Genomic DNA, 18,682 nt, shown 5'->3' on the forward strand with positions numbered 1-18,682 from the left:
CTCATGATGAACCCTGTTCCATGGCTCCAGATGACAAACATGATCTCATATCAGGGACTTGTTCGCACCTTCCCTAACTCTCTCACAGCAAATCCAGCGAGAGTTGATTAACTTCACCCTCTTTTGGCAAACCCACCACCAAGCCCAGCAGGCGAACCGAACGCCCTTGCGCCCGCTGTAGCCCCTCTTTGAGCAGGGGAACGAACAAGGCTGGCTGATAGCCACCCTGACTGCGATAGACGGTGGTCTGGTGGAAGTCGGCAAACTTGAGTTTAATCCCCTGCCCCATCACCTGCTCGGCAGGGCACGCCAGCTGAAATCGCCGCTCAAGCTCCGGCAGCAGTTGCTGCAATACCGTCAGGCAGGCGGCTTCGTCACAAACATCGCTCGCCAAAGTGGTCTCCACCCCGATGGTTTTGCGGATCCGGTGCGCCTGCACCGGCTGTTCATCCAGCCCCCAGATCCGGGTCGTCAACATCTCCCCCAGCTTGCCAAAACGGCTGCACAGCTCTTGTGCCGACAAGGCCCGCGCATCCTCACAGGTGTAAAGCCCCTGAGCCTCCAGCCGCTCGGCAGTCTTGCGCCCCACCCCGGGCAGTTTGCCGAGGGGCAACTGGCAGACAAATTCGGCCACTTCGTCGGGACGAATGACAAACAGACCATCGGGTTTGCGCTGCTCCGAGGCGAGCTTGGCGAGAAACTTGTTGGGGGCCACTCCGGCCGAGGCGGTCAACCCCAGTTCGGTGACGATGGCTTGCCGGATCTCTTGCGCCATCAGGGTGGCGCTACCGCCACAACAGCGACTGTGGGTCACGTCGAGGTAAGCCTCGTCCAGCGACAGTGGTTCAACCTGATCGGTATAGCGCAGGAAAATGGCCCTGAGCTGACGGGAGATATCCTTGTACACCGCCATTCGCCCCGGGATAAGTACCAGCGGCGGGCAGAGTTTTTTCGCCAGCGCGCTCGGCATGGCGGAGCGCACCCCGAACCGGCGCGCCACATAGTTGCAGGTCGAGATGACACCGCGCCGCTCGGAGGACCCACCGATGGCGAGCGGCACCTCCCGCAATGCGGGGTTATCTCGCATCTCCACCGCGGCAAAAAAACAGTCCATGTCGATATGGATGATCTTGCGCATAACACTGTATAAATAAACAGACATGGCATCATCTTACCCCAAGGATAACCGCAGCTCTATCTCTCTCGTTGCGGCTAAAATAGTAGACTCCAAGGAGACCTTTACTACCACAATGACAAGGAGCGTTCGGGATGAAATATCTTTGGTTGGGACTCTGTTTGCTGCCGTTGACCGGCATCGGCAAGAACAACCCGACGGCAGAGTGCCGCTGGCTCTACGACCGGATTGAGATACTGGAACAGGCCATCAAGAAAGGGGACAAGCTCGGCACAGAACAAGAGTTGTCACGCTGGCGTGAAGAGTTTCGCAAGAAGAAGTGCAAACAGTACGACTACTGAGCCGGACAAGATGGCGTGACCGACAACGGCAGATAACAAACGGGCCCCGATCAAGATAACCGGGGCCCATTTTTCAAAGCATGACCAGCTGGATTCTGCAGCAGAGTGCGCTCAAGGCAGCACCATAGGGCCAGCGACAGTGGCCGCCACCTCATCCCCACGCAGCACCCGGACTAGTTCAAGCGCAAACTCGATGGCACTGCCCGGCCCCTGACTGGTGATAAGGCGATGAGCCTCATCCCTGACGACCCGCTCATGTGACAGCTGCGATGTCGGCAGTCGGGACTGAAAGCCGGGATGACAGGTGACGATGGCACCATCCAGCAGCGCGTGATGTTGCAACACCACCACAGGGGCGGCGCAGATGGCAGCGCGCCAGCGGCCAAGAGCGGCCTGCTCTTTGAGCAGATCGATGGCCAGCGGGGTATCGCGGATCACTTCGCTGCCGGGCAGACCACCGGGTACCACGATGGCTTCAAAGTCCCGACGGGTCAGCTCGTCGATATGACAATCAGCCACCAGCTGTACCCCACGCGATGCCTTCACCTGCCGAGACCCGGCAGGGCAGCAAGAGGCCTGCACCACCTCGATGCTGGCGCGCACTAGGGTATCGACAATCGCAACCGTCTCGATCTCTTCCGACCCGGGGGCCACCAGCACCAGTACACTCACGTTCGCCTCCTTGCTGCTTGCTCTGTCATGTAAGGGCTCAGGCGGCCTGACTCTTCTCTTTGATCGCCTGATAGAGACCCTGATTGACCGGTACGGCAATACCATGCCGGGCAGCTTTGGCCAGCAGGAAGCCGGTGATGGCCTCAATCTCGGTCTCGCGTCCAAGCTCCATATCCTGATGCATGGAGGAGTAATTGTCAGCAGTCAGCTCCACCACTGTCATCACCCGACGCTGCAACTCCTCTGCCGTGGTCGCAACTCCTTCGGCGCACATCACATCCGCCACCTCCACGCAGATCTGCTGCAGGGCATCGGCAAAACGGGGGCCAGCCAGCTCGCCATTTTTCAGCTTGTAGAGGGCCGTCAGGGGATTGATGGCACAGTTGATGGCCAGCTTTTGCCACTGGCGCGTCAATACCTGCTCATCCCAACCAGCCTGCCCCAGTGCCAGCGCCAGCTCGTCCGCGAGCGCGGCATGGGCCTTGGCGGCATCGTTGATCGGGCCAAGCCAGGTTTCACCCTTGCCAGTATGACGGAAGACAAAATGGCCGCACTGCATGGCGCCATGGCTGGTGACACCGGCAATCACCGGATTGTGCGGGAACATCTCGACCACCTGCTCGGCAATGCCCATCCCGTTGTGCAGCAGCACGATCGGCACGCCGGCATCGAGCTTACCCACCAGCGGCGTCAGTGCGGCAATCACCTGACTGGCCTTGGTCATCACCAGCAGACGCTGGATCTTGCCGGGGTTGCTGACAAATCCGCGTTCGATATTGAGCAGCTGGACATGCCCCTCCAGCGAGGTGAAATCGATCCCCGGATGGAGCGTGGACTTATGATGTTCGCGCAACAAGACACGGGTGGATTGACCACTCTGGGTCAGCAGGGAGGCAAAAACGCCGCCGAGGGCGCCACAACCCAACAGTGACCACTTCGGAGTAACGGGTGGAATAACGGGCTGTCGGGAATTTTTTAATCCGCTTGGCATGGTGTGACTCTGTCAGGGTAAGGGTTGCAATCCTCTCAACCTGTTACCGGGGATAAGTGAAGATGTCGCTGGTGGACACTAACGGGTCCACCCGTCCTGTGCGCAGGGGATTCTAGCAGAGCAACCCCATCAAAATCAGCAAATTTGCCCGTTTTCTGGTAGATTTGCCCCCCGATAACGCAACATGAGGAGCTCCGGCTATGCCGTCATTCGATATTGTCTCTGAAGTCAAAATGAACGAGGTGTTGAACGCTGTCGACAACGCCAATCGTGAACTGGCCACCCGTTTCGATTTTCGTGGGGTAGAAGCCAGCTTCGAGTTGAACAAGGAAGAGGTAAAACTGGAAGCCGATGCCGATTTCCAGCTCAAGCAGATGGTCGAAATCCTGCGCGGCGCCCTGCTCAAGCGCAACATCGAAAACAGCTCCATGGAAGTGGGTGACTCGGTTCACTCCGGCAAGCGTTTCCACCTGACCGTCAAATTCAAGCAGGGGATCGAGAAAGAGATCGCCAAGAAGCTGGTCAAGCTGATCAAGGACTCCAAAATCAAGGTACAGGTCGCCATCCAGGGTGATGAAGTACGTGTCACCGGCAAGAAGCGTGACGATCTGCAAGAGACCATGGCACTGGTCCGTGGCGCCGAACTGGGTCAACCGATGCAGTTCCAGAACTTCCGCGACTGATTTATCCACTCAGCCGTGGCGCACTTGATGACTCGCGCCACGCTATCTAAATCGCGGCCATAAAAAAAACCGGAGCAGATGCTCCGGTTTTTTGTACCCCAAGTTTTATTAGAACTTGTAGGTAACAGAGAAGTAGTGGCTGAAGCCGGTGCTCTTCCAAGGAGTACCATCGTATGCAGTGGAACCATCTTTGGTACCATAAGCATCCATAAAGTACTTCAGACCGTAACCAACGGCATAACGATCGGAGTGCCAGTAGATACCGTGGAAAGTAGCCAGGTTGTCGCTGGTACGGTCAGCACGGTCATGGGTATCCAGACCGAACTGATAATCCAGATAGCCTTGGTAGGAGACAAAGCTGCCATTGCCGAAGGTGTAGAAGGGCTTGAACCAGTTCATGGAGAACTGATAACCGTTCCAGTCGCCTTCTTCTTCAGTAAAGAACTGGTTCTCAGTGGAATGACGGGCATACAGGTTCATGCCTACCTTGCCAAACCAAGGAACCATCACATCGGCGCCCAGACCAATCTGATTTTCCATCTGCTTGTCGCCAACGTTGTTCAGGTTGGCAATGTAGAGCTCTTGCACAGGACCAAAGGAGAGATCTTTACCAGTCAGAGCATCCAGAGACATGCGCGGCGCAAACTTCATGAACAGGTTCTGACCATGGTGTTTGTTGCTGTGGCGGGAGTCGAAAATATCGAATACGTCGACATAGCCATACAGATCAAACAGACCGGAGCGACCACCGAATTCCATTTCAAAATAGGTATCGTTGTAGTCCTCTTCACCGGTGGTGAAAGGGCGCTGGTCGATGGTGTGCATTACGTTGAACTGCATCCACTTGTAGTCATTCTTGTGGATATCACCGCTGTAGTCAGCAGCGAAGGCCGGGGTAGCGGCAGCAGCCAGCAGACCGGCAGCGATCAGAGTCTTGGTAAATTTGGCCATTTTATTGGTCTCTTGTGCGTTAGTTGAGGTTTTCCGTAGCCTGCCCACAAGGAGCGAGAGGGATTCTAATCAAATAAAATTGGGGGTGAAACAACTTCTCGGGAACTTTATCCGGAAGTGTGAATCTAATCACCCCCGATTCTACGCAAACGCTTGCTATTTGTCAGCCGTTGAGAGCAACTCACTCCCTTTTCTGGCGACAAGCACAATCAACAACAACACGGGCAAGCCCAGTAAACTGGTTCCGACAAAGAAGGCACTGTAGCCAATCTGCTCCACAACCTGTCCGGAAAAACCGGCCAGCAACTTGGGTAGCAGCAACATTACCGAGCTGAACAGGGCGTACTGAGTGGCCGAAAATGCCACATTGGTCAGGCTGGAGAGATAGGTCACGAAGGCCGCGGTAGCAATACCGGCACTGAGGTTATCCAGCGAGATGATCAGCGTCAGCAGTTCCAGATTGTGACCAACCTGATTGAGCAGAGCAAACAGCAGGTTGGTGCTGGCGGTGAGCAGCGCCCCCAAGAACAGGATGCGCAGCGTGCCGAAGCGCATCACCAGCACGCCCCCCAGCGCCGCACCCACTAACGTCATGATGACGCCAAACACCTTGGTAATGGTGGCAACCTCAGTTTTGCTGAACTGCATATCCACATAGAAGCTGTTGGACATCACCCCCATCACCACATCGGCAACCCGATAGCAGGCGATCAGAGCCAGGATCAGCAGCGCCGAGCTGCCATAGCGACGAAAGAAGTCGGCAAACGGACACCAGACGGCCTCATAGCCCCAGGCCACCGCACTCGCCAGCAGAGTAGGCCACCCTTTTTCCAGGAGCTGCGCCTTGCGTTCGGCCTGTTGTTTACCCTGCTCGGCCAGATCGATATCCGGCTCGTGGCAAAACAGCGTGGTGATAACCCCGAGTGACATCAGACCCGCCATCACCAGATAGGTAATCTGCCAGCCACGATAGTCATAGCCGCTGTTGCTGCCAAACCAGGCTGCCAGCGCCAGCGCACCGGCGCCCGCCATGATCATCGCCAGCCGGTAACCGGTCATGTAGGAGGCAGCCATCGCTGCCTGCAGCCGCTCGGGGGCAGATTCGATGCGATAGGCATCGATAACGATATCCTGCGTGGCCGAGGCAAAGGCCACCAGCAGGGCAAACATCGCCAGCTGGGCCAGCTCGGTCTTGGGATCGCAGAACGCCATGCCGACCAGCGCGGAGGCAATCAGCAGCTGGGAGAAGAACATCCAGCTGCGGCGACGCCCCAGCAGCGTGGAGAGCAACGGCAGCGGCATGCGATCCACCAGCGGCGACCACAGCCATTTAAAGCCATAGGCAAGCGCCACCCAGCTCATATAGCCGATATCGGTCAGGCTGACATCGGCCTCACGCAACCAGAATGAGAGAGTACCGAACACCAGTAGCAACGGCAGACCCGATGAAAACCCCATGGCAAAGAGAATAAACACCCGAAATTCGAGATAAACGGCGAGGGACTCTCTCCAGCTTGGTTTGCGGATCATGTTCAACTACCTGACGACTTTGGAAAAGTGCGTCATTTTGGCAGGTTGATTGCAGATAGCCAAGGCGAGCAAAGAGATAGGCAAAAGAAGTCCGGATAGAGAAAAGGCCCATCCTGAACGGGATGAGCCTTGTATTGTGACCTGACGAGGGCGAGGTGACGAACCGCGTCCGGCGAGAGTTACTTGCCCGCTTTCTTGTCTGCCGGAGTTTCTGCCAGCAAGACCACCTTCTTCAGAATGATGGGACTGGTCGGCACATCGTTGGCGCGCAAAATGGGGCTGTAACCGGTCTGTACCTGAGCCAGTTTGTCGAGCACTTCCATCCCTTGCACCACCTGACCAAATACCGTGTAACCGGCACCGCCATCGGCGTTGAGGTTGTTGTTGTCGACCAGATTGAAATAGAACTGGCGAGTGGCGCTATCGACCGCCTGGGTACGGGCCATGGCGATGGTGCCGCGCTTGTTGGGCAGGCCGCCACGGGATTCGTTGACTACCGGTTCATAGGTCGGCAGCTGCTGGAACTGCTGGTTGTAGCCCCCCCCCTGCACCACGAAATCCTGGATCACCCGGTGGAAGATGCTGCCGTCATAGCTGCCATCCGCCACGTAGCGCAGGAAGTTCTTCACCGTCTGGGGCGCCTGCTTGGACGCCAGCTCCACCACGATATTGCCGTGGTTGGTCTCCATTCTGACTTTCGGGCCTGCGAACGCCAGCGGGGCGATAAGCATGGCCAGCAACCAGAGTTTTTTCATCATCAAACCCCTGCACCATTCGGTTGACCTTTCAGGTAACCGCGCAGCGCATCATCGGCCATGATCTGCTGCAGCACGCTACCCAGTTGCAGGTTCAGTGTAGACTCCAGATCGGCCATGCTTGGCTCGCTCGGGCTCTCCTTGCTGGAGGACATGTTGAACTGCTTGGTCAGACGGTTGCCCTGGAAATCGGCGATCACCTGCAGGCTGACGCGGGACTTGGTGACATAGGTAAAGGTCTTCTCTTCCACATTGACTGCGGCGTTGGAGATCACCAGCGTCAGGTTGGTGGTGCCACTGTTGCCCACTTCCAGACCCTGGCTGCGCAGACCTTCGGCCAGCCGCTCGGCCATCAGCAGGTTGAGCGGACGCTCGCTGTTGACCAGCACGGGGGCTTTCTCTTTATGTTTGATGGAGAAGACGTAGGCAGCCTCACGCTTGTCTACCCCTTCCATGGTGATGCGATTGCCAGAGTAGTATTGCTGGTTGGCGGGTATCACCTGCGGATTGAGCAGCGCTGTCTCCGGCCAATGAGTTGCACACCCGCCCAGCATCAGGGCGGCCAGCAGCAAGAGTGACTTTTTCATCATGGTTTCCTTTGGCTTTAGCGTTTGATGGCTTTCAAAATAACGAATTTGCTGTTCGACGCAACGACTTGTGCGTTGGCAAACAAGCGCTTGAGTTTGTTGTGATAGTCCAGATGACGGTTGCCTACTATCCAGAGTTCACCCCCCTGAGGCAACACCCGGTGCGCATCGCTGAACATCTGCCAGGCGATATGATCGGTGATCGCCTGTAACTGATGGAAAGGAGGGTTGCAGAGGATCCGCTCCGCCGAGCCGACCGCCACCCCGTCGAGACAGTTATTGACCATAAAGCGGGCGCGCGGCAGTGCATCGGGCAGATTGTGCTCGACGTTGAGCTGTGCCGAGGCGACTGCCATATAGGATTCATCGATAAAGGTCACCTCCACCTCGCTGTCTTTGGCGAGCAGCGACAGACCCAGCACCCCGTTGCCACAGCCCAGATCGATCACCTTGCGGGCACTGTGGATGGGCAGGTTGTCCAGCATAAAGCGGGCACCGATATCGAGACTGGTGCGCGAGAAGACGTTGGCATGGTTGTGGATGAGCATGCCACTCCCCTCCAGCGGCCAGACCGTCGGGAAGGGGTTGGCAAGCGCGGGACGTTCTGCCTGCGGCTCGCAGTGAATGAGGCGCGCCTTCTTCCAGGCCAGCGAGGTACGGGTAGGCCCCAAATACTTCTCGAACAACTTGAGGGTGGAGGTATGAATATCCTTCGCCTTGCCGGCAGCGATAACGCGGGTTGCCGGTGTCACCACCTCCCGCAGCGCAAGCAGTTGCTGCTCCAGCAGTGCCTGATATTTGGAGACCTTGATCACCACCAGCGCAGGGGCATCGGGCAGCGGCGCCAGCGCATCCTGCAAGCGGATCCCGCCTGCATCCAGCCCGTTTTCGGCCAGATTGGCCAGGGTCGCCCGCTCACTGATGTAGGAGTCGGTGACGCAGCAGGGGGAGTGTGGATGCAGATAGGCGGCCAGCGCGCCAAAACCGTCATTCATGATGATGACGGGGCCCGCCTGCTCGAGGGGAGACTCCACCTGGGTGTTGATCAGGTATTCGTCAGCCGCATCCCAGGCTTGCAGGGTCTCCTGACTCTGGCGCGGATAGCGGTAGAGCGTGAGCTGGCAATGGGGAGTGTCGAGAAGGGTTTGCATAGGAAGAGTCCAACCTCGGCTTTATTCGTGTATACAGGCGCCAGGGGCGACGCAAAGTGGCGCTATTCTAGCGAGGAGCAGGAATTTCACCAGTTCGATGCGCATCAAGGGAGCAACTGACGGGTGATTTCCCTCTTACGGGGGCTTATTCCATCCCGCGACTGCCGATAGAATGGCCCGACATTCACTCTGGAAGCCGATCCGATGACTATCCAACAACTGATTGAAGCCAAGCTGACCGCCGCCCTCTCCCCCTCCGTGCTGGAGGTGATCAACGAGAGCCACATGCACCGTGTGGAACCAGGATCTGAGAGCCACTTCAAGGTTGTGATCGTCAGCGAGCAATTTGCAGGGCAGCGGCTGCTGGCACGCCATCGTCAGGTCAATTCGGTGCTGGCCGACGAGCTGGCCGGTGCCGTTCATGCACTGGCACTGCATACCTACACAGAGAGCGAGTGGCAGGAAAAAGGCCGCGCCCCGCGCACCCCGAGCTGCGTTGGCAAACCGTCACTCTCCTGAAACCGGTTGTACCACTGGATTCCCCTCGAGAACCTGCCAACAAAAATTAAACATATTTCCCCCATTGGCCCCGAAAAGGCTACATCCAAGGGGGTATATTTCGGCATCAAGGCTTTTTGCTGATAGTAGAGACAAAGGCAAATACCCCCATCGAGGTATCGAAATAAAAAAACCTTTAAAACCACTACTTACAAGGTGTCAGGGGCTTATTCATTGCAGGTTAATTTTGTGATGGCACGGGGATTTTGCCCATTTGGCATGGCAGAAAATGCACCTTAAGTGGTAAACTCAAGCGCTTTTGAGTGAGCCTGCATGTTGAATAATTGTTGAGCCTGCCCACCTGGCGCAACCACAACATCGACTCATTCAACCACCCGTCGTGATGTATTTCTCGGCGCTAACCAACCTCTCCCGTAACGGTAGTGCAAGTAAGTATGATTACAATCAAAAGAGGACTGGACATCCCCGTGCTGGGTGCGCCAGAGCAAGTAATCTACGATGGCCCCGCCATCACCCGTGTTGCGACACTGGGCGAGGAGTTTGTGGGGATGCGACCTACTATGTTCGTCAAAGTAGGTGATCGCGTCATCAAAGGTCAGGATCTTTTTGAAGACAAGAAGAATCCGGGCGTTAAATTCACAGCTCCTGCCACCGGTGTGGTTTCAGAGATCAACCGTGGTGCCAAACGTGTTCTCCAGTCTGTGGTCATCGACCTCGACGGTTCCGATGAACAGGTGACGTTTGAGCATTTTGCCTCTGCCGAGCTGGCCAAGCTCGAGCGCAGCAAGGTGCAAGAGATCCTGGTCGCATCAGGTCAGTGGACTGCTTTGCGTACCCGTCCGTTCAGCAAAGTCCCCGCGGTAGCGTCAGCCCCGCGCGCCATCTTTGTGACTGCAATGGACACCAACCCGCTGGCAGCCGATGCCGAGCTGATTATCAAGGAACAGCCGCAGGCCTTCCTCGATGGTCTGGCCGTATTGACCCGCCTGACCGATGGCGCCGTCTACGTCTGTAAAGGCGAAGGCAGTCTGCCCCACTCTCCGCTGGCTCAGGTCAAGGAAGAGATCTTCGTTGGTCCGCACCCTGCCGGTCTGCCGGGTACCCATATCCACTTCCTGGATCCGGTCAGCAGCACCAAGGTGCAGTGGCACATCAACTATCAGGATGTGATCGCATTCGGCAAGCTGTTCACCACCGGTCAGATCTTCACTGACAAGGTGATCGCGCTGGCTGGCCCGAACGTGCTCAAGCCGCGTCTGCTGCGTACCCGTCTGGGCGCCTGCATCAGCCAGCTCACCAACAATGAGCTGCGTGCCGACGAAAACCGTATCATCTCCGGTTCTATCCTGAGTGGTGCCAAAGCCGAAGGTGTTCACGACTACCTGGGCCGCTACCACAATCAGGTTTGCGTGCTGGGTGAAGGTCGCGAGAAAGAGTTCCTGGGCTGGATCAACCCCAGCGCCAACAAGTTCTCTATCACCCGTACCACCCTCTCTCATCTGATGAAGGGCAAGCTGATCAACTTCACCACCACTACCAACGGTAGTGACCGTTCCATGGTGCCTATCGGCAACTATGAGCGGGTGATGCCACTCGACATCCTGCCAACCCTGCTGCTGCGGGACATGGTCTCCGGCGATACCGACGGTGCGCAAGCACTGGGCTGCCTGGAGCTGGATGAGGAAGATTTGGCGCTCTGTACCTTTGTCTGCCCCGGCAAGACAGAGTACGGCCCGATCTTGCGTGAGTGCCTGACCAAGATTGAACTGGAAGGTTAAGCGATGAGTTTCAAGCAACTTCTTGAAAATATGGAACACCACTTCGAACCGGGTGGAAAGTACGCCAAGTACTATGCCCTGTTCGAAGCGGCGTACACCCTGTTCTACACCCCGGGTAGCGTTACCCGCAACGCCTCCCACGTTCGTGATGCGCTCGATCTGAAGCGCATGATGATCATGGTGTGGCTGGCCGTGTTCCCGGCCATGTTCTGGGGCATGTACAACGTTGGTAACCAGGCGATTGCCGCCATTGCCCACATGGGCTCGGCTGCTGGTGCCAGCAGCTGGCAATATGCCCTGGCTACCATGCTGGGCGCCTCCCTCGATCCGGCTGTAGCCGGTATCGGCAGCAAGATGCTGATCGGCGCCACCCACTTCTTCCCGATCTACATCACCGTCTTCTTTGTCGGTGGTTTCTGGGAAGTGCTGTTCGCCATGGTGCGCAAACACGAGATCAACGAAGGCTTCTTCGTGACCTCCATTCTGTTTGCCCTGATCGTGCCGCCCGAGCTGCCCCTGTGGCAAGCTGCGCTGGGTATCACCTTCGGTGTGGTGATGGCCAAAGAGGTGTTCGGTGGTACCGGCAAGAACTTCCTGAACCCGGCGCTGGCTGGTCGTGCGTTCCTGTTCTTCGCCTACCCGGGCCAGATCTCCGGTGACGCCGTGTGGGTTGCCGTTGACGGCTTCTCCGGCGCGACTGCCCTGAGCCAGTGGGCCCAAGGCGGCCAAATGGCGCTGATCAACGGTGCAACCGGCCAGGCTATCAGCTGGATGGACGCTTTCCTGGGTAACCTGCCGGGTTCCATCGGTGAAGTCTCTACCCTGATGATCCTGCTGGGTGCCGCCATGATCGTCTACATGCGCATCGCCTCCTGGCGCATCATCGCCGGCGTGATGATCGGTATGATCGCCACCTCCCTGCTGTTCAACGTCATCGGTTCCGATACCAACCCCATGTTCAACATGCCGTGGCACTGGCATCTGGTACTGGGTGGCTTCGCCTTCGGTATGGCCTTCATGGCGACCGACCCTGTCTCCGCAGCCTTTACCAACAAAGGCAAGTGGTGGTATGGCGCCCTGATCGGCGTAATGGTCGTGCTGGTTCGCGTGGTCAACCCTGCGTTCCCGGAAGGCATGATGCTGGCCATTCTGTTTGCGAACCTGTTTGCTCCCCTGTTTGACCACTTCGTCGCTCAGGCAAACATCAAGCGGAGGATTGCTCGTGGCGTTTAATAAAGATTCAACCCTCGGCACCGTCAGCGTGGTCACCGGCCTCTGTCTGGCCTGTTCCATCGTGGTATCCGTTGCCGCCGTGGGCCTGCGTTCTACCCAGCAGGAAAACAAGGCGCTGGACAAGCAGAGCAACATTCTCGCCGTAGCCGGTGTGGATGTGAGCGAAGTGGCCAAACGCGACCTGGCCAAACTGTACGGCGAGAAGATCGAAGCGCGTCTGGTGGATCTGGCAACCGGTGACTTTGTTGACGGCGATGCCGACAACTTCGACACCAAGCTGGCAGCCAAAGATCCGGCCCGCAGCATCCGTCTTGCCGCCGCTGACGACAAGGCCAGCCTGCGTCAGATCTCCAAGCAGATCCCGGTATTCTTCGCCAAGGATGCCGAAGGCAAGATCGACAGCATCATCCTGCCCATCTACGGTCAGGGTCTGTGGTCGACCATGTATGCCTTCGTCGCCGTTGCCGCTGATGGCCAGACCATCAAGGGCATCACCTACTATGACCACGGTGAAACACCGGGTCTGGGTGGCGAGATCGAAAACCCGGCCTGGCAGGCGCTGTTCAAGGACAAGAAACTGTTCGACCAGAATGGCATGCCGGCGCTGCGCGTCATCAAGGGCCATGCTCCGGCGGGCTCCGAGCACGAGATCGATGGTCTCTCCGGTGCCACTCTGACCGGTAACGGCGTACAGCATACCTTCGACTTCTGGATGGGTCCCAAGGGCTTCGGTCCTTTCCTGGCCAAGGTTCGTGCAGGAGAAATCAACAATGGCTGACAAGAGCGAAATGAAGAAGTTGCTGTTGACGCCTGTGCTGGGTAACAACCCCATCGCCTTGCAGGTGCTGGGCGTCTGTTCTGCACTGGCGGTTACCAGCCAGATGAAAACTGCGTTTGTAATGACCCTCGCGGTCATGGCGGTCACCGCCTTCTCAAACCTGTTCATCTCCCTGATCCGCAACCAGATCCCGAACAGCGTCCGGATCATCGTGCAGATGGCGATCATCGCCTCACTGGTTATCGTGGTTGACCAGGTGCTCAAGGCGTATGCCTATGACATCTCCAAGCAACTGTCGGTCTTCGTGGGTCTGATCATCACCAACTGTATCGTAATGGGCCGCGCTGAAGCGTACGCCATGAAGAGTGCCCCGCTGCCCTCCTTCCTGGATGGTATCGGCAACGGTCTGGGCTATGGTGCCATTCTGCTGAGTGTCGCGACCGTGCGTGAACTGCTGGGCTCCGGCACCTGGTTCGGCATCGAGCTGCTGCCGCTGGTGAACAACGGTGGCTGGTATGTGCCCAACGGCCTGCTGCTGCTGCCGCCAAGTGCATTCTTCATCATTGGTCTGATCATTTGGGGCGTACGCACCAAGGATCCCAAGCAGGTGGAGGCGAAGGATTAAGGTATGGAACACTATCTGAGTCTGTTGATTAAATCGATCTTCATCGAAAACCTGGCACTCTCCTTCTTCCTGGGGATGTGTACCTTCCTGGCAGTGTCCAAGAAGGTAAAGACCTCCATGGGTCTGGGTATTGCCGTTATTGTGGTGCAGACCATCGCGGTTCCTGCCAACAACCTGATCTACAACTACGTGCTTAAAGATGGCGCTCTGGTATCCGGTCTGGATCTGAGCTTCCTGAGCTTCATCACCTTCATCGGTGTGATTGCAGCACTGGTACAGATCCTGGAGATGGCGCTGGACAAGTACTTCCCGGCACTCTACAACGCGCTGGGTATCTTCCTGCCGCTCATCACCGTGAACTGCGCCATCTTCGGTGGCGTCTCCTTCATGGTGCAGCGTGACTACAACTTCATGGAGTCTGTGGTCTACGGTGTGGGTTCAGGGGCAGGCTGGATGCTGGCGATCGTTGCGCTGGCTGGTATCCGCGAGAAGATGAAGTATTCCGATGTTCCGGAAGGCCTGCGCGGTCTGGGCATCACCTTCATCACCGCCGGTCTGATGGCGCTGGGCTTCATGTCCTTCTCTGGTATCTCCCTGTAATCGGCTTTCCTGCAATCAGAAAGGAACGATAGATGGAAATTATTTTGGGTGTGGTCATGTTTACCGTGATCCTGCTGGCACTGGTGGCAGTCATTCTGTTCGCCAAGTCCAAGCTGGTGACCGCGGGCGACGTGACAATCAGCATCAATGGTGACCCGGCCAAGGCTGTGACCAGCCCGGCCGGTGGCAAGCTGCTCGGCGTGCTGGCTGGCAGCGGTATCTTCGTCTCCTCCGCCTGTGGCGGCGGTGGCTCCTGCGGCCAGTGCAAGGTACGGGTGAAATCCGGTGGCGGCGACATTCTGCCGACCGAACTGGATCACATCAGCAAGGGCGAAGCCCGTCATGGCGAGCGTCTGGCCTGTCAGGTTACCGTTCGCTCCGACATGGATATCGAACTGCCGGAAGAGATCTTCGGGGTGAAGAAGTGGGAATGTACTGTTATCTCCAACGATAACAAGGCCACCTTCATCAAGGAGCTCAAGCTGCAGATCCCCGATGGCGAGAGCGTGCCGTTCCGCGCCGGTGGTTATATCCAGATTGAAGCCCCGGCTCACCACGTGCACTACAAGAACTTCGATATTCCCGAGGAGTATCGCGGTGACTGGGATCGCTTCAAGATTTTTGAGCTGGAGTCCAAGGTCGATGAGCCAATCATCCGTGCCTACTCCATGGCCAACTATCCGGAAGAGTTCGGCATCATCATGCTGAACGTGCGTATCGCGACCCCGCCCCCGAGCAACTGGACTGCCCCTCCGGGACAGATGTCCTCCTACATCTTCAGCCTGAAGGCTGGCGACAAGGTGACTATCTCCGGTCCGTTCGGTGAGTTCTTCGCCAAGGATACCGATGCCGAAATGGTATTCATCGGTGGTGGTGCAGGTATGGCGCCGATGCGTTCCCATATCTTCGACCAGCTGCGTCGCCTGAAGTCCAAGCGCAAGATGAGCTTCTGGTACGGTGCCCGTTCCAAGCGCGAAATGTTCTATGTCGAAGACTTTGACATGCTCGCCGCCGAGAACGAGAACTTCACCTGGAACGTCGCCCTGTCTGATCCGCAACCGGAAGACAACTGGGACGGCTACACCGGCTTCATCCACAACGTGCTCTACGAGAACTATCTCAAGAACCACGAAGCACCGGAAGATTGCGAGTTCTACATGTGTGGACCTCCGGTGATGAACGCTGCCGTCATCAACATGCTCAAAGACTTGGGCGTTGAAGACGAAAACATCCTGTTGGATGACTTTGGTGGTTAATCCATGCACAGTGTTGTAAAGACCTGGCTAGCCTTCGGGCTAGCCTTTTTCTTGACTGGGTGCGGTCAGGAGACGGTCCAATCCAAACCGGAGATCCACATCACCGGTAGCACCATGGGCACTTACTACTCCATCAAGGTGGCGGACAGCGCCATCACCGATCCAGCCAAGCTTCAAGCTGAGGTGGATGTCTTGCTGGAGCGGGTCAACGATCAGATGTCGACCTATCGCCCCGATTCCGAGTTGTCGCGCTTCAACCAGAGCCGTGACAACAAACCGGTAGTGGTCTCCCGCGATACCGCACGGGTCGTCACAGAGGCCATTCACATTGGCCGTGAGAGCCAGGGGGCGCTGGACGTCACCGTTGGCCCCTTGGTCAATCTGTGGGGCTTTGGCCCGGACAAGAAGCCGACCAAGGTCCCCTCCGACGAGCTGATCACCCAGACTCGCCAGAAGACCGGTCTGGGCAACCTGCACGTCATCACCTCGGTGGATGCCGATACCCTGCAAAAAGATATTCCGGATCTCTACGTCGATCTCTCCGCCATCGCCAAGGGCTTTGGTGTGGACAAGGTAGCCGAGTATCTGGAGTCACTGGGTGCGCGCAACTATCTGGTGGAGATTGGCGGCGAGCTGCGGATCAATGGCGTCAACGGCAAGGGTCACCCTTGGCGCGTGGCCATCGAGAAGCCCACCGCAGGCACCGGCACGGTGCAAGAGGTGATCGTGCCCGGTGACAACGGGGTGGCCACCTCCGGCGATTACCGCAACTACTATGAACTGGATGGTCAGCGCTTCTCCCACACCATAGATCCGCGCAGCGGCAAGCCGATCCAACACCGTCTGGTGTCGGTCACCGTGATCCATCCCTCCTGCATGACCGCAGACGGGTTGGCCACCGTGTTTATGGTGATGGGGACCGAGAAGAGCCTGGCCTATGCCAACGAGCGCGGCCTGGCGATCTTCGTGATCACCAAGACGGACAACGGCTTTGAAGAGGCTTACTCCGATGCCTTCAAGCCCTATCTGGCCAAGAAGTAAGAGGTAGAGATGCAGATTTTTCTGATCACCTTCGGGGTATTCATGCTGGTGATAGCCGCCATGGCTATCGGTTACATCTTCCAGAAGAAGACCATCTCCGGCTCCTGCGGCGGTTTGGGTAGCGTCGGCATCGAGAAAGAGTGCGATTGCCCGGAACCCTGCGACAACCGCAAGAAGAAGATGGCCAAGGAAGAAGCCCGTCGCAAGATGCTGGAAGAGAACCGCATCATCTGATGACTCTGGTTTTTCGGTAAACAAAAGCGCGCCATCGGCGCGCTTTTTACTGGCCGTTATCTTGCGTTAACGGTCAGGGCTGACGTTCGATGTAGAGGATCACCTCGCCAAGATGGATACCGAACTTGCTGATCTCGGCACGATTGATCAGACGATCTTCGTCCAGCAGATACATCCAGTCATCGAAGCTCACCCGCACTACCTCGCCATCCGGCAGCGCCAGATCAAGCTGATAACGCCAGTTGAGGGCAAACCCTTGGCTTTTACCCATCGCCTCCCCCACCACATCGGAAGCAGTACCTCGCCAGTGACCGTCAACCCCCTTGCTCAGATACCAGGTACGGGTCTGCTGGCGGCCATCATCAAAGTAGAACTGCTCGAACAGCTCTCCCTTGCCATCCTTCCAACGACCCACCATCTCGACCCGAAAGCGACTAGTCACTTCGCCGCTGCGGTCGGTTACCAGGCCGTGAGCCACCAGTTTGCCGTTGAAGAAACGGGCGAGATCCCAGTTTGGCCCCTGCCCACGATAGTCATCGAGACTGGCACCACAGCCACTCAGCAGCAAAAAGGGGAGCAACAGCAACCAGCGGTATGCACGATAGAAAGGCATCAGAGACTCCATGTTCAGGGTTGGCCACGCAGGCGGCGGGTCAGGGCAGGATCGCGGCTGTTGTCAGCCAGCCAGATGGCGAGAAAAGCGGCCGAGAATTGCGGATCGGCCAGAGTGCCGAGGGGTTTTTCTTGCCACCAGAAGTGGCCTGCCCCGCCCTTGTCGACATAGAAGGTGAGCTTGTCGCCTGCCTGCACATCGGGCCAGAGTGCAGCGAGCTGGCCGAGCCAGCGCTGACGCTCGGCGTCAGAGCCAAGACCGAGCCGCTGCCACTCCACGGCAGTAGCGCTCAGCAGGTCTTCCCGCTCGATGGATCTGGCATAGGTGAGGGTCAGGGCCTGCGGATAGTGACCGGGCTGATAGTGCCCGCTTTCACTGTAGAGGGTGGCATCGTAGAGCTTGAACCAGAGCCAGTTCATCTCCCCCTGACCGACCGGGCGCAGCTGCTGCCAGGGGGCGGCAGAAGCCTGCACTGCGGTTGCAGCCAAGAGCGTAAACGCCAGCAGCAGCGGGTTAATTCCACCCCATATGCCAGTGGTTGGGGTCTTCCAGTTCATGCCAGTCCATCTCCTGTTCCTGCAGGGTGTTGATATCCTGCATCACCACCTGCACCAGCTGCCCTTGCGCATCCCGCTGGCAGGCAACCACCAGATAGAAGCGATCAGTCAGCTCATGCTGGCTCTCTTTGGTCCATTTGGAAAAAAGCAACGAGTCGGTCGAAAAGGTGTTTATCATGACTCACCCTCCAGCTTGACCATTACCCACAGGAGTACGGGTAACCACCACATCCAGATCACAGCCAGCAGCGCCGTGCTGATCCAGATGCCCCAGGGTAAGTGTACTGCCCCCATGGCAGCCCCCGCCACATAGGAGGAGGCACCGCCAAACACGCCAAACAGCGCCTGCTGCCAGCGAGGCAAGCGCAGCAGCCAGCGCATACCGTGGGCCAGCGTCAGGGCAAAACCGAGCCAGAGCAGCACCAGCCAGAGGGGAAAACCGGACGGGAACCGGAACAGGCCGAGCTGCCAGAGCAGCACATCCAGCAGACAGCCGGCCACCGCGATGGGGAGCAGCCGCCAGTCACGCAGGCGGCTGGGTGAGAAGAGAAAGTGCAGCAGCAAGATTGCCAGCAGCGGGCCCGGCTGCTGCCACTTCACCGCCAGCAACCAGTAGAGGTTGAACCCCAGCAGGTGAGCCCACTGCCACATG

General features: G+C 57.5%; 23 protein-coding genes. 11 read left to right on the forward strand and 12 right to left on the reverse strand.

From position 1 onward, the window contains the following. Nucleotides 1-82: 82 nt before the first annotated feature. A complete protein-coding gene (dinB, locus tag OKC42_RS20330) occupies nucleotides 83-1,138 on the reverse strand; it encodes a DNA polymerase IV (protein WP_080559470.1) in 1,056 nt (351 codons plus the stop codon). Nucleotides 1,139-1,269: 131 nt separating this feature from the next. Here dinB and OKC42_RS20335 point away from each other — a divergent pair, with 131 nt between their 5' ends. Continuing rightward, nucleotides 1,270-1,476: a hypothetical protein gene (locus tag OKC42_RS20335; protein ID WP_106842353.1), complete on the forward strand. Its 207-nt coding sequence runs from the start codon at nucleotides 1,270-1,272 to the stop codon at nucleotides 1,474-1,476. A gap of 111 nt (nucleotides 1,477-1,587) precedes the next feature. Here OKC42_RS20335 and OKC42_RS20340 read toward each other — a convergent pair whose 3' ends face one another. Next, complete coding sequence (locus OKC42_RS20340; protein ID WP_139405774.1) at nucleotides 1,588-2,148, reverse strand: DJ-1 family glyoxalase III; 561 nt, start codon at nucleotides 2,146-2,148, stop codon at nucleotides 1,588-1,590. A 37-nt stretch (nucleotides 2,149-2,185) separates the two neighbouring features. Next, a complete protein-coding gene (locus tag OKC42_RS20345; protein WP_139405772.1) occupies nucleotides 2,186-3,139 on the reverse strand; it encodes a ketopantoate reductase family protein in 954 nt (317 codons plus the stop codon). A gap of 200 nt (nucleotides 3,140-3,339) precedes the next feature. On the opposite strand from OKC42_RS20345, the gene OKC42_RS20350 reads away from it, so the two are divergent. Then, nucleotides 3,340-3,822 carry a YajQ family cyclic di-GMP-binding protein gene (locus OKC42_RS20350; RefSeq protein ID WP_005338634.1) on the forward strand — a complete coding sequence of 161 codons (483 nt, stop codon included), beginning with the start codon at nucleotides 3,340-3,342 and terminating at the stop codon, nucleotides 3,820-3,822. Nucleotides 3,823-3,930: 108 nt separating this feature from the next. Here OKC42_RS20350 and OKC42_RS20355 read toward each other — a convergent pair whose 3' ends face one another. The 5 genes from OKC42_RS20355 to OKC42_RS20375 form a co-directional block, all read right to left on the reverse strand. After that, complete coding sequence (locus tag OKC42_RS20355; RefSeq protein ID WP_069554294.1) at nucleotides 3,931-4,773, reverse strand: nucleoside-specific channel-forming Tsx family protein; 843 nt, start codon at nucleotides 4,771-4,773, stop codon at nucleotides 3,931-3,933. Nucleotides 4,774-4,929: 156 nt separating this feature from the next. Continuing rightward, on the reverse strand, nucleotides 4,930-6,309 hold the full coding sequence (locus tag OKC42_RS20360) for an AmpG family muropeptide MFS transporter (RefSeq protein ID WP_151286741.1): 1,380 nt from the start codon (nucleotides 6,307-6,309) through the stop codon (nucleotides 4,930-4,932). A gap of 173 nt (nucleotides 6,310-6,482) precedes the next feature. Further along, nucleotides 6,483-7,058, reverse strand: coding sequence for a peptidylprolyl isomerase (locus tag OKC42_RS20365; protein ID WP_151286756.1), 576 nt, complete (start codon nucleotides 7,056-7,058; stop codon nucleotides 6,483-6,485). Nucleotides 7,059-7,060: 2 nt separating this feature from the next. Beyond that, nucleotides 7,061-7,645 carry a YajG family lipoprotein gene (locus tag OKC42_RS20370; protein WP_005349692.1) on the reverse strand — a complete coding sequence of 195 codons (585 nt, stop codon included), beginning with the start codon at nucleotides 7,643-7,645 and terminating at the stop codon, nucleotides 7,061-7,063. Nucleotides 7,646-7,662: 17 nt separating this feature from the next. Next, complete coding sequence (locus OKC42_RS20375; protein WP_270820775.1) at nucleotides 7,663-8,796, reverse strand: methyltransferase; 1,134 nt, start codon at nucleotides 8,794-8,796, stop codon at nucleotides 7,663-7,665. Nucleotides 8,797-9,000: 204 nt separating this feature from the next. Between OKC42_RS20375 and OKC42_RS20380 the strand changes: the two genes are divergently transcribed. The 9 genes from OKC42_RS20380 (at nucleotide 9,001) to nqrM (ending at nucleotide 16,860) form a co-directional block, all read left to right on the forward strand. Next, nucleotides 9,001-9,315 carry a BolA family protein gene (locus OKC42_RS20380; RefSeq protein WP_270820776.1) on the forward strand — a complete coding sequence of 105 codons (315 nt, stop codon included), beginning with the start codon at nucleotides 9,001-9,003 and terminating at the stop codon, nucleotides 9,313-9,315. 434 nt (nucleotides 9,316-9,749) lie between these two features. After that, on the forward strand, nucleotides 9,750-11,093 hold the full coding sequence (locus OKC42_RS20385) for a Na(+)-translocating NADH-quinone reductase subunit A (RefSeq protein WP_005349684.1): 1,344 nt from the start codon (nucleotides 9,750-9,752) through the stop codon (nucleotides 11,091-11,093). A 3-nt stretch (nucleotides 11,094-11,096) separates the two neighbouring features. After that, nucleotides 11,097-12,326 carry an NADH:ubiquinone reductase (Na(+)-transporting) subunit B gene (locus OKC42_RS20390; RefSeq protein ID WP_005338642.1) on the forward strand — a complete coding sequence of 410 codons (1,230 nt, stop codon included), beginning with the start codon at nucleotides 11,097-11,099 and terminating at the stop codon, nucleotides 12,324-12,326. Next, nucleotides 12,316-13,104 carry a Na(+)-translocating NADH-quinone reductase subunit C gene (locus OKC42_RS20395; protein ID WP_005349682.1) on the forward strand — a complete coding sequence of 263 codons (789 nt, stop codon included), beginning with the start codon at nucleotides 12,316-12,318 and terminating at the stop codon, nucleotides 13,102-13,104. Before OKC42_RS20390 ends, OKC42_RS20395 begins: the two co-directional genes overlap by 11 nt. Beyond that, nucleotides 13,097-13,729: an NADH:ubiquinone reductase (Na(+)-transporting) subunit D gene (locus OKC42_RS20400; RefSeq protein WP_005338644.1), complete on the forward strand. Its 633-nt coding sequence runs from the start codon at nucleotides 13,097-13,099 to the stop codon at nucleotides 13,727-13,729. Before OKC42_RS20395 ends, OKC42_RS20400 begins: the two co-directional genes overlap by 8 nt. 3 nt (nucleotides 13,730-13,732) lie before the next feature. Next, nucleotides 13,733-14,329 (forward strand): NADH:ubiquinone reductase (Na(+)-transporting) subunit E, encoded by a 597-nt coding sequence (gene nqrE, locus OKC42_RS20405; RefSeq protein ID WP_005338645.1) that lies wholly within the window; start codon nucleotides 13,733-13,735, stop codon nucleotides 14,327-14,329. A 32-nt stretch (nucleotides 14,330-14,361) separates the two neighbouring features. Continuing rightward, nucleotides 14,362-15,585 carry an NADH:ubiquinone reductase (Na(+)-transporting) subunit F gene (gene nqrF / locus OKC42_RS20410; protein WP_005338656.1) on the forward strand — a complete coding sequence of 408 codons (1,224 nt, stop codon included), beginning with the start codon at nucleotides 14,362-14,364 and terminating at the stop codon, nucleotides 15,583-15,585. Nucleotides 15,586-15,588: 3 nt separating this feature from the next. Next, the gene (locus tag OKC42_RS20415) at nucleotides 15,589-16,626 is read left to right on the forward strand and encodes an FAD:protein FMN transferase (RefSeq protein WP_257725688.1); all 1,038 of its coding nucleotides are present in this window, start codon (nucleotides 15,589-15,591) and stop codon (nucleotides 16,624-16,626) included. 9 nt (nucleotides 16,627-16,635) lie between these two features. Beyond that, a complete protein-coding gene (gene nqrM / locus OKC42_RS20420; RefSeq protein WP_005338668.1) occupies nucleotides 16,636-16,860 on the forward strand; it encodes a (Na+)-NQR maturation NqrM in 225 nt (74 codons plus the stop codon). A 73-nt stretch (nucleotides 16,861-16,933) separates the two neighbouring features. Here nqrM and OKC42_RS20425 read toward each other — a convergent pair whose 3' ends face one another. Genes OKC42_RS20425 through OKC42_RS20440 form a run of 4 tightly spaced genes read right to left on the reverse strand, consistent with a single transcriptional unit; the run spans nucleotide 16,934 to nucleotide 18,681 of the window. Beyond that, nucleotides 16,934-17,473, reverse strand: a complete 540-nt coding sequence (locus OKC42_RS20425) for a DUF3833 domain-containing protein (RefSeq protein WP_139440013.1) — start codon at nucleotides 17,471-17,473, stop codon at nucleotides 16,934-16,936. A 14-nt stretch (nucleotides 17,474-17,487) separates the two neighbouring features. After that, nucleotides 17,488-18,030 carry a chalcone isomerase family protein gene (locus OKC42_RS20430; RefSeq protein WP_162628351.1) on the reverse strand — a complete coding sequence of 181 codons (543 nt, stop codon included), beginning with the start codon at nucleotides 18,028-18,030 and terminating at the stop codon, nucleotides 17,488-17,490. Beyond that, complete coding sequence (locus tag OKC42_RS20435) at nucleotides 17,987-18,205, reverse strand: TIGR02450 family Trp-rich protein (RefSeq protein WP_123174202.1); 219 nt, start codon at nucleotides 18,203-18,205, stop codon at nucleotides 17,987-17,989. The genes OKC42_RS20430 and OKC42_RS20435 overlap by 44 nt, the downstream gene beginning before the upstream one ends. Further along, a complete protein-coding gene (locus OKC42_RS20440; RefSeq protein ID WP_167556722.1) occupies nucleotides 18,205-18,681 on the reverse strand; it encodes a DUF2878 domain-containing protein in 477 nt (158 codons plus the stop codon). Before OKC42_RS20440 ends, OKC42_RS20435 begins: the two co-directional genes overlap by 1 nt. Nucleotide 18,682 lies beyond the last annotated feature (1 nt).

This window comes from Aeromonas sp. Y311-2, assembly GCF_027706025.1.
GTDB lineage: Bacteria > Pseudomonadota > Gammaproteobacteria > Enterobacterales > Aeromonadaceae > Aeromonas > Aeromonas veronii.

Bases quoted from the DNA above. Each gene is read 5' to 3' on its own strand.
- dinB (WP_080559470.1), bottom strand. From the start codon at position 1,138: ATGCGCAAGATCATCCATATCGACATGGACTGTTTTTTTGCCGCGGTG.
- OKC42_RS20335 (WP_106842353.1), top strand. From the start codon at position 1,270: ATGAAATATCTTTGGTTGGGACTCTGTTTGCTGCCGTTGACCGGCATC.
- OKC42_RS20345 (WP_139405772.1), bottom strand. From the start codon at position 3,139: ATGCCAAGCGGATTAAAAAATTCCCGACAGCCCGTTATTCCACCCGTT.
- OKC42_RS20350 (WP_005338634.1), top strand. From the start codon at position 3,340: ATGCCGTCATTCGATATTGTCTCTGAAGTCAAAATGAACGAGGTGTTG.
- OKC42_RS20355 (WP_069554294.1), bottom strand. From the start codon at position 4,773: ATGGCCAAATTTACCAAGACTCTGATCGCTGCCGGTCTGCTGGCTGCT.
- OKC42_RS20365 (WP_151286756.1), bottom strand. From the start codon at position 7,058: ATGAAAAAACTCTGGTTGCTGGCCATGCTTATCGCCCCGCTGGCGTTC.
- OKC42_RS20370 (WP_005349692.1), bottom strand. From the start codon at position 7,645: ATGAAAAAGTCACTCTTGCTGCTGGCCGCCCTGATGCTGGGCGGGTGT.
- OKC42_RS20375 (WP_270820775.1), bottom strand. From the start codon at position 8,796: ATGCAAACCCTTCTCGACACTCCCCATTGCCAGCTCACGCTCTACCGC.
- OKC42_RS20380 (WP_270820776.1), top strand. From the start codon at position 9,001: ATGACTATCCAACAACTGATTGAAGCCAAGCTGACCGCCGCCCTCTCC.
- OKC42_RS20385 (WP_005349684.1), top strand. From the start codon at position 9,750: ATGATTACAATCAAAAGAGGACTGGACATCCCCGTGCTGGGTGCGCCA.
- OKC42_RS20390 (WP_005338642.1), top strand. From the start codon at position 11,097: ATGAGTTTCAAGCAACTTCTTGAAAATATGGAACACCACTTCGAACCG.
- OKC42_RS20400 (WP_005338644.1), top strand. From the start codon at position 13,097: ATGGCTGACAAGAGCGAAATGAAGAAGTTGCTGTTGACGCCTGTGCTG.
- nqrE (WP_005338645.1), top strand. From the start codon at position 13,733: ATGGAACACTATCTGAGTCTGTTGATTAAATCGATCTTCATCGAAAAC.
- nqrF (WP_005338656.1), top strand. From the start codon at position 14,362: ATGGAAATTATTTTGGGTGTGGTCATGTTTACCGTGATCCTGCTGGCA.
- OKC42_RS20415 (WP_257725688.1), top strand. From the start codon at position 15,589: ATGCACAGTGTTGTAAAGACCTGGCTAGCCTTCGGGCTAGCCTTTTTC.
- nqrM (WP_005338668.1), top strand. From the start codon at position 16,636: ATGCAGATTTTTCTGATCACCTTCGGGGTATTCATGCTGGTGATAGCC.
- OKC42_RS20425 (WP_139440013.1), bottom strand. From the start codon at position 17,473: ATGCCTTTCTATCGTGCATACCGCTGGTTGCTGTTGCTCCCCTTTTTG.
- OKC42_RS20430 (WP_162628351.1), bottom strand. From the start codon at position 18,030: ATGAACTGGAAGACCCCAACCACTGGCATATGGGGTGGAATTAACCCG.
- OKC42_RS20440 (WP_167556722.1), bottom strand. From the start codon at position 18,681: ATGTGGCAGTGGGCTCACCTGCTGGGGTTCAACCTCTACTGGTTGCTG.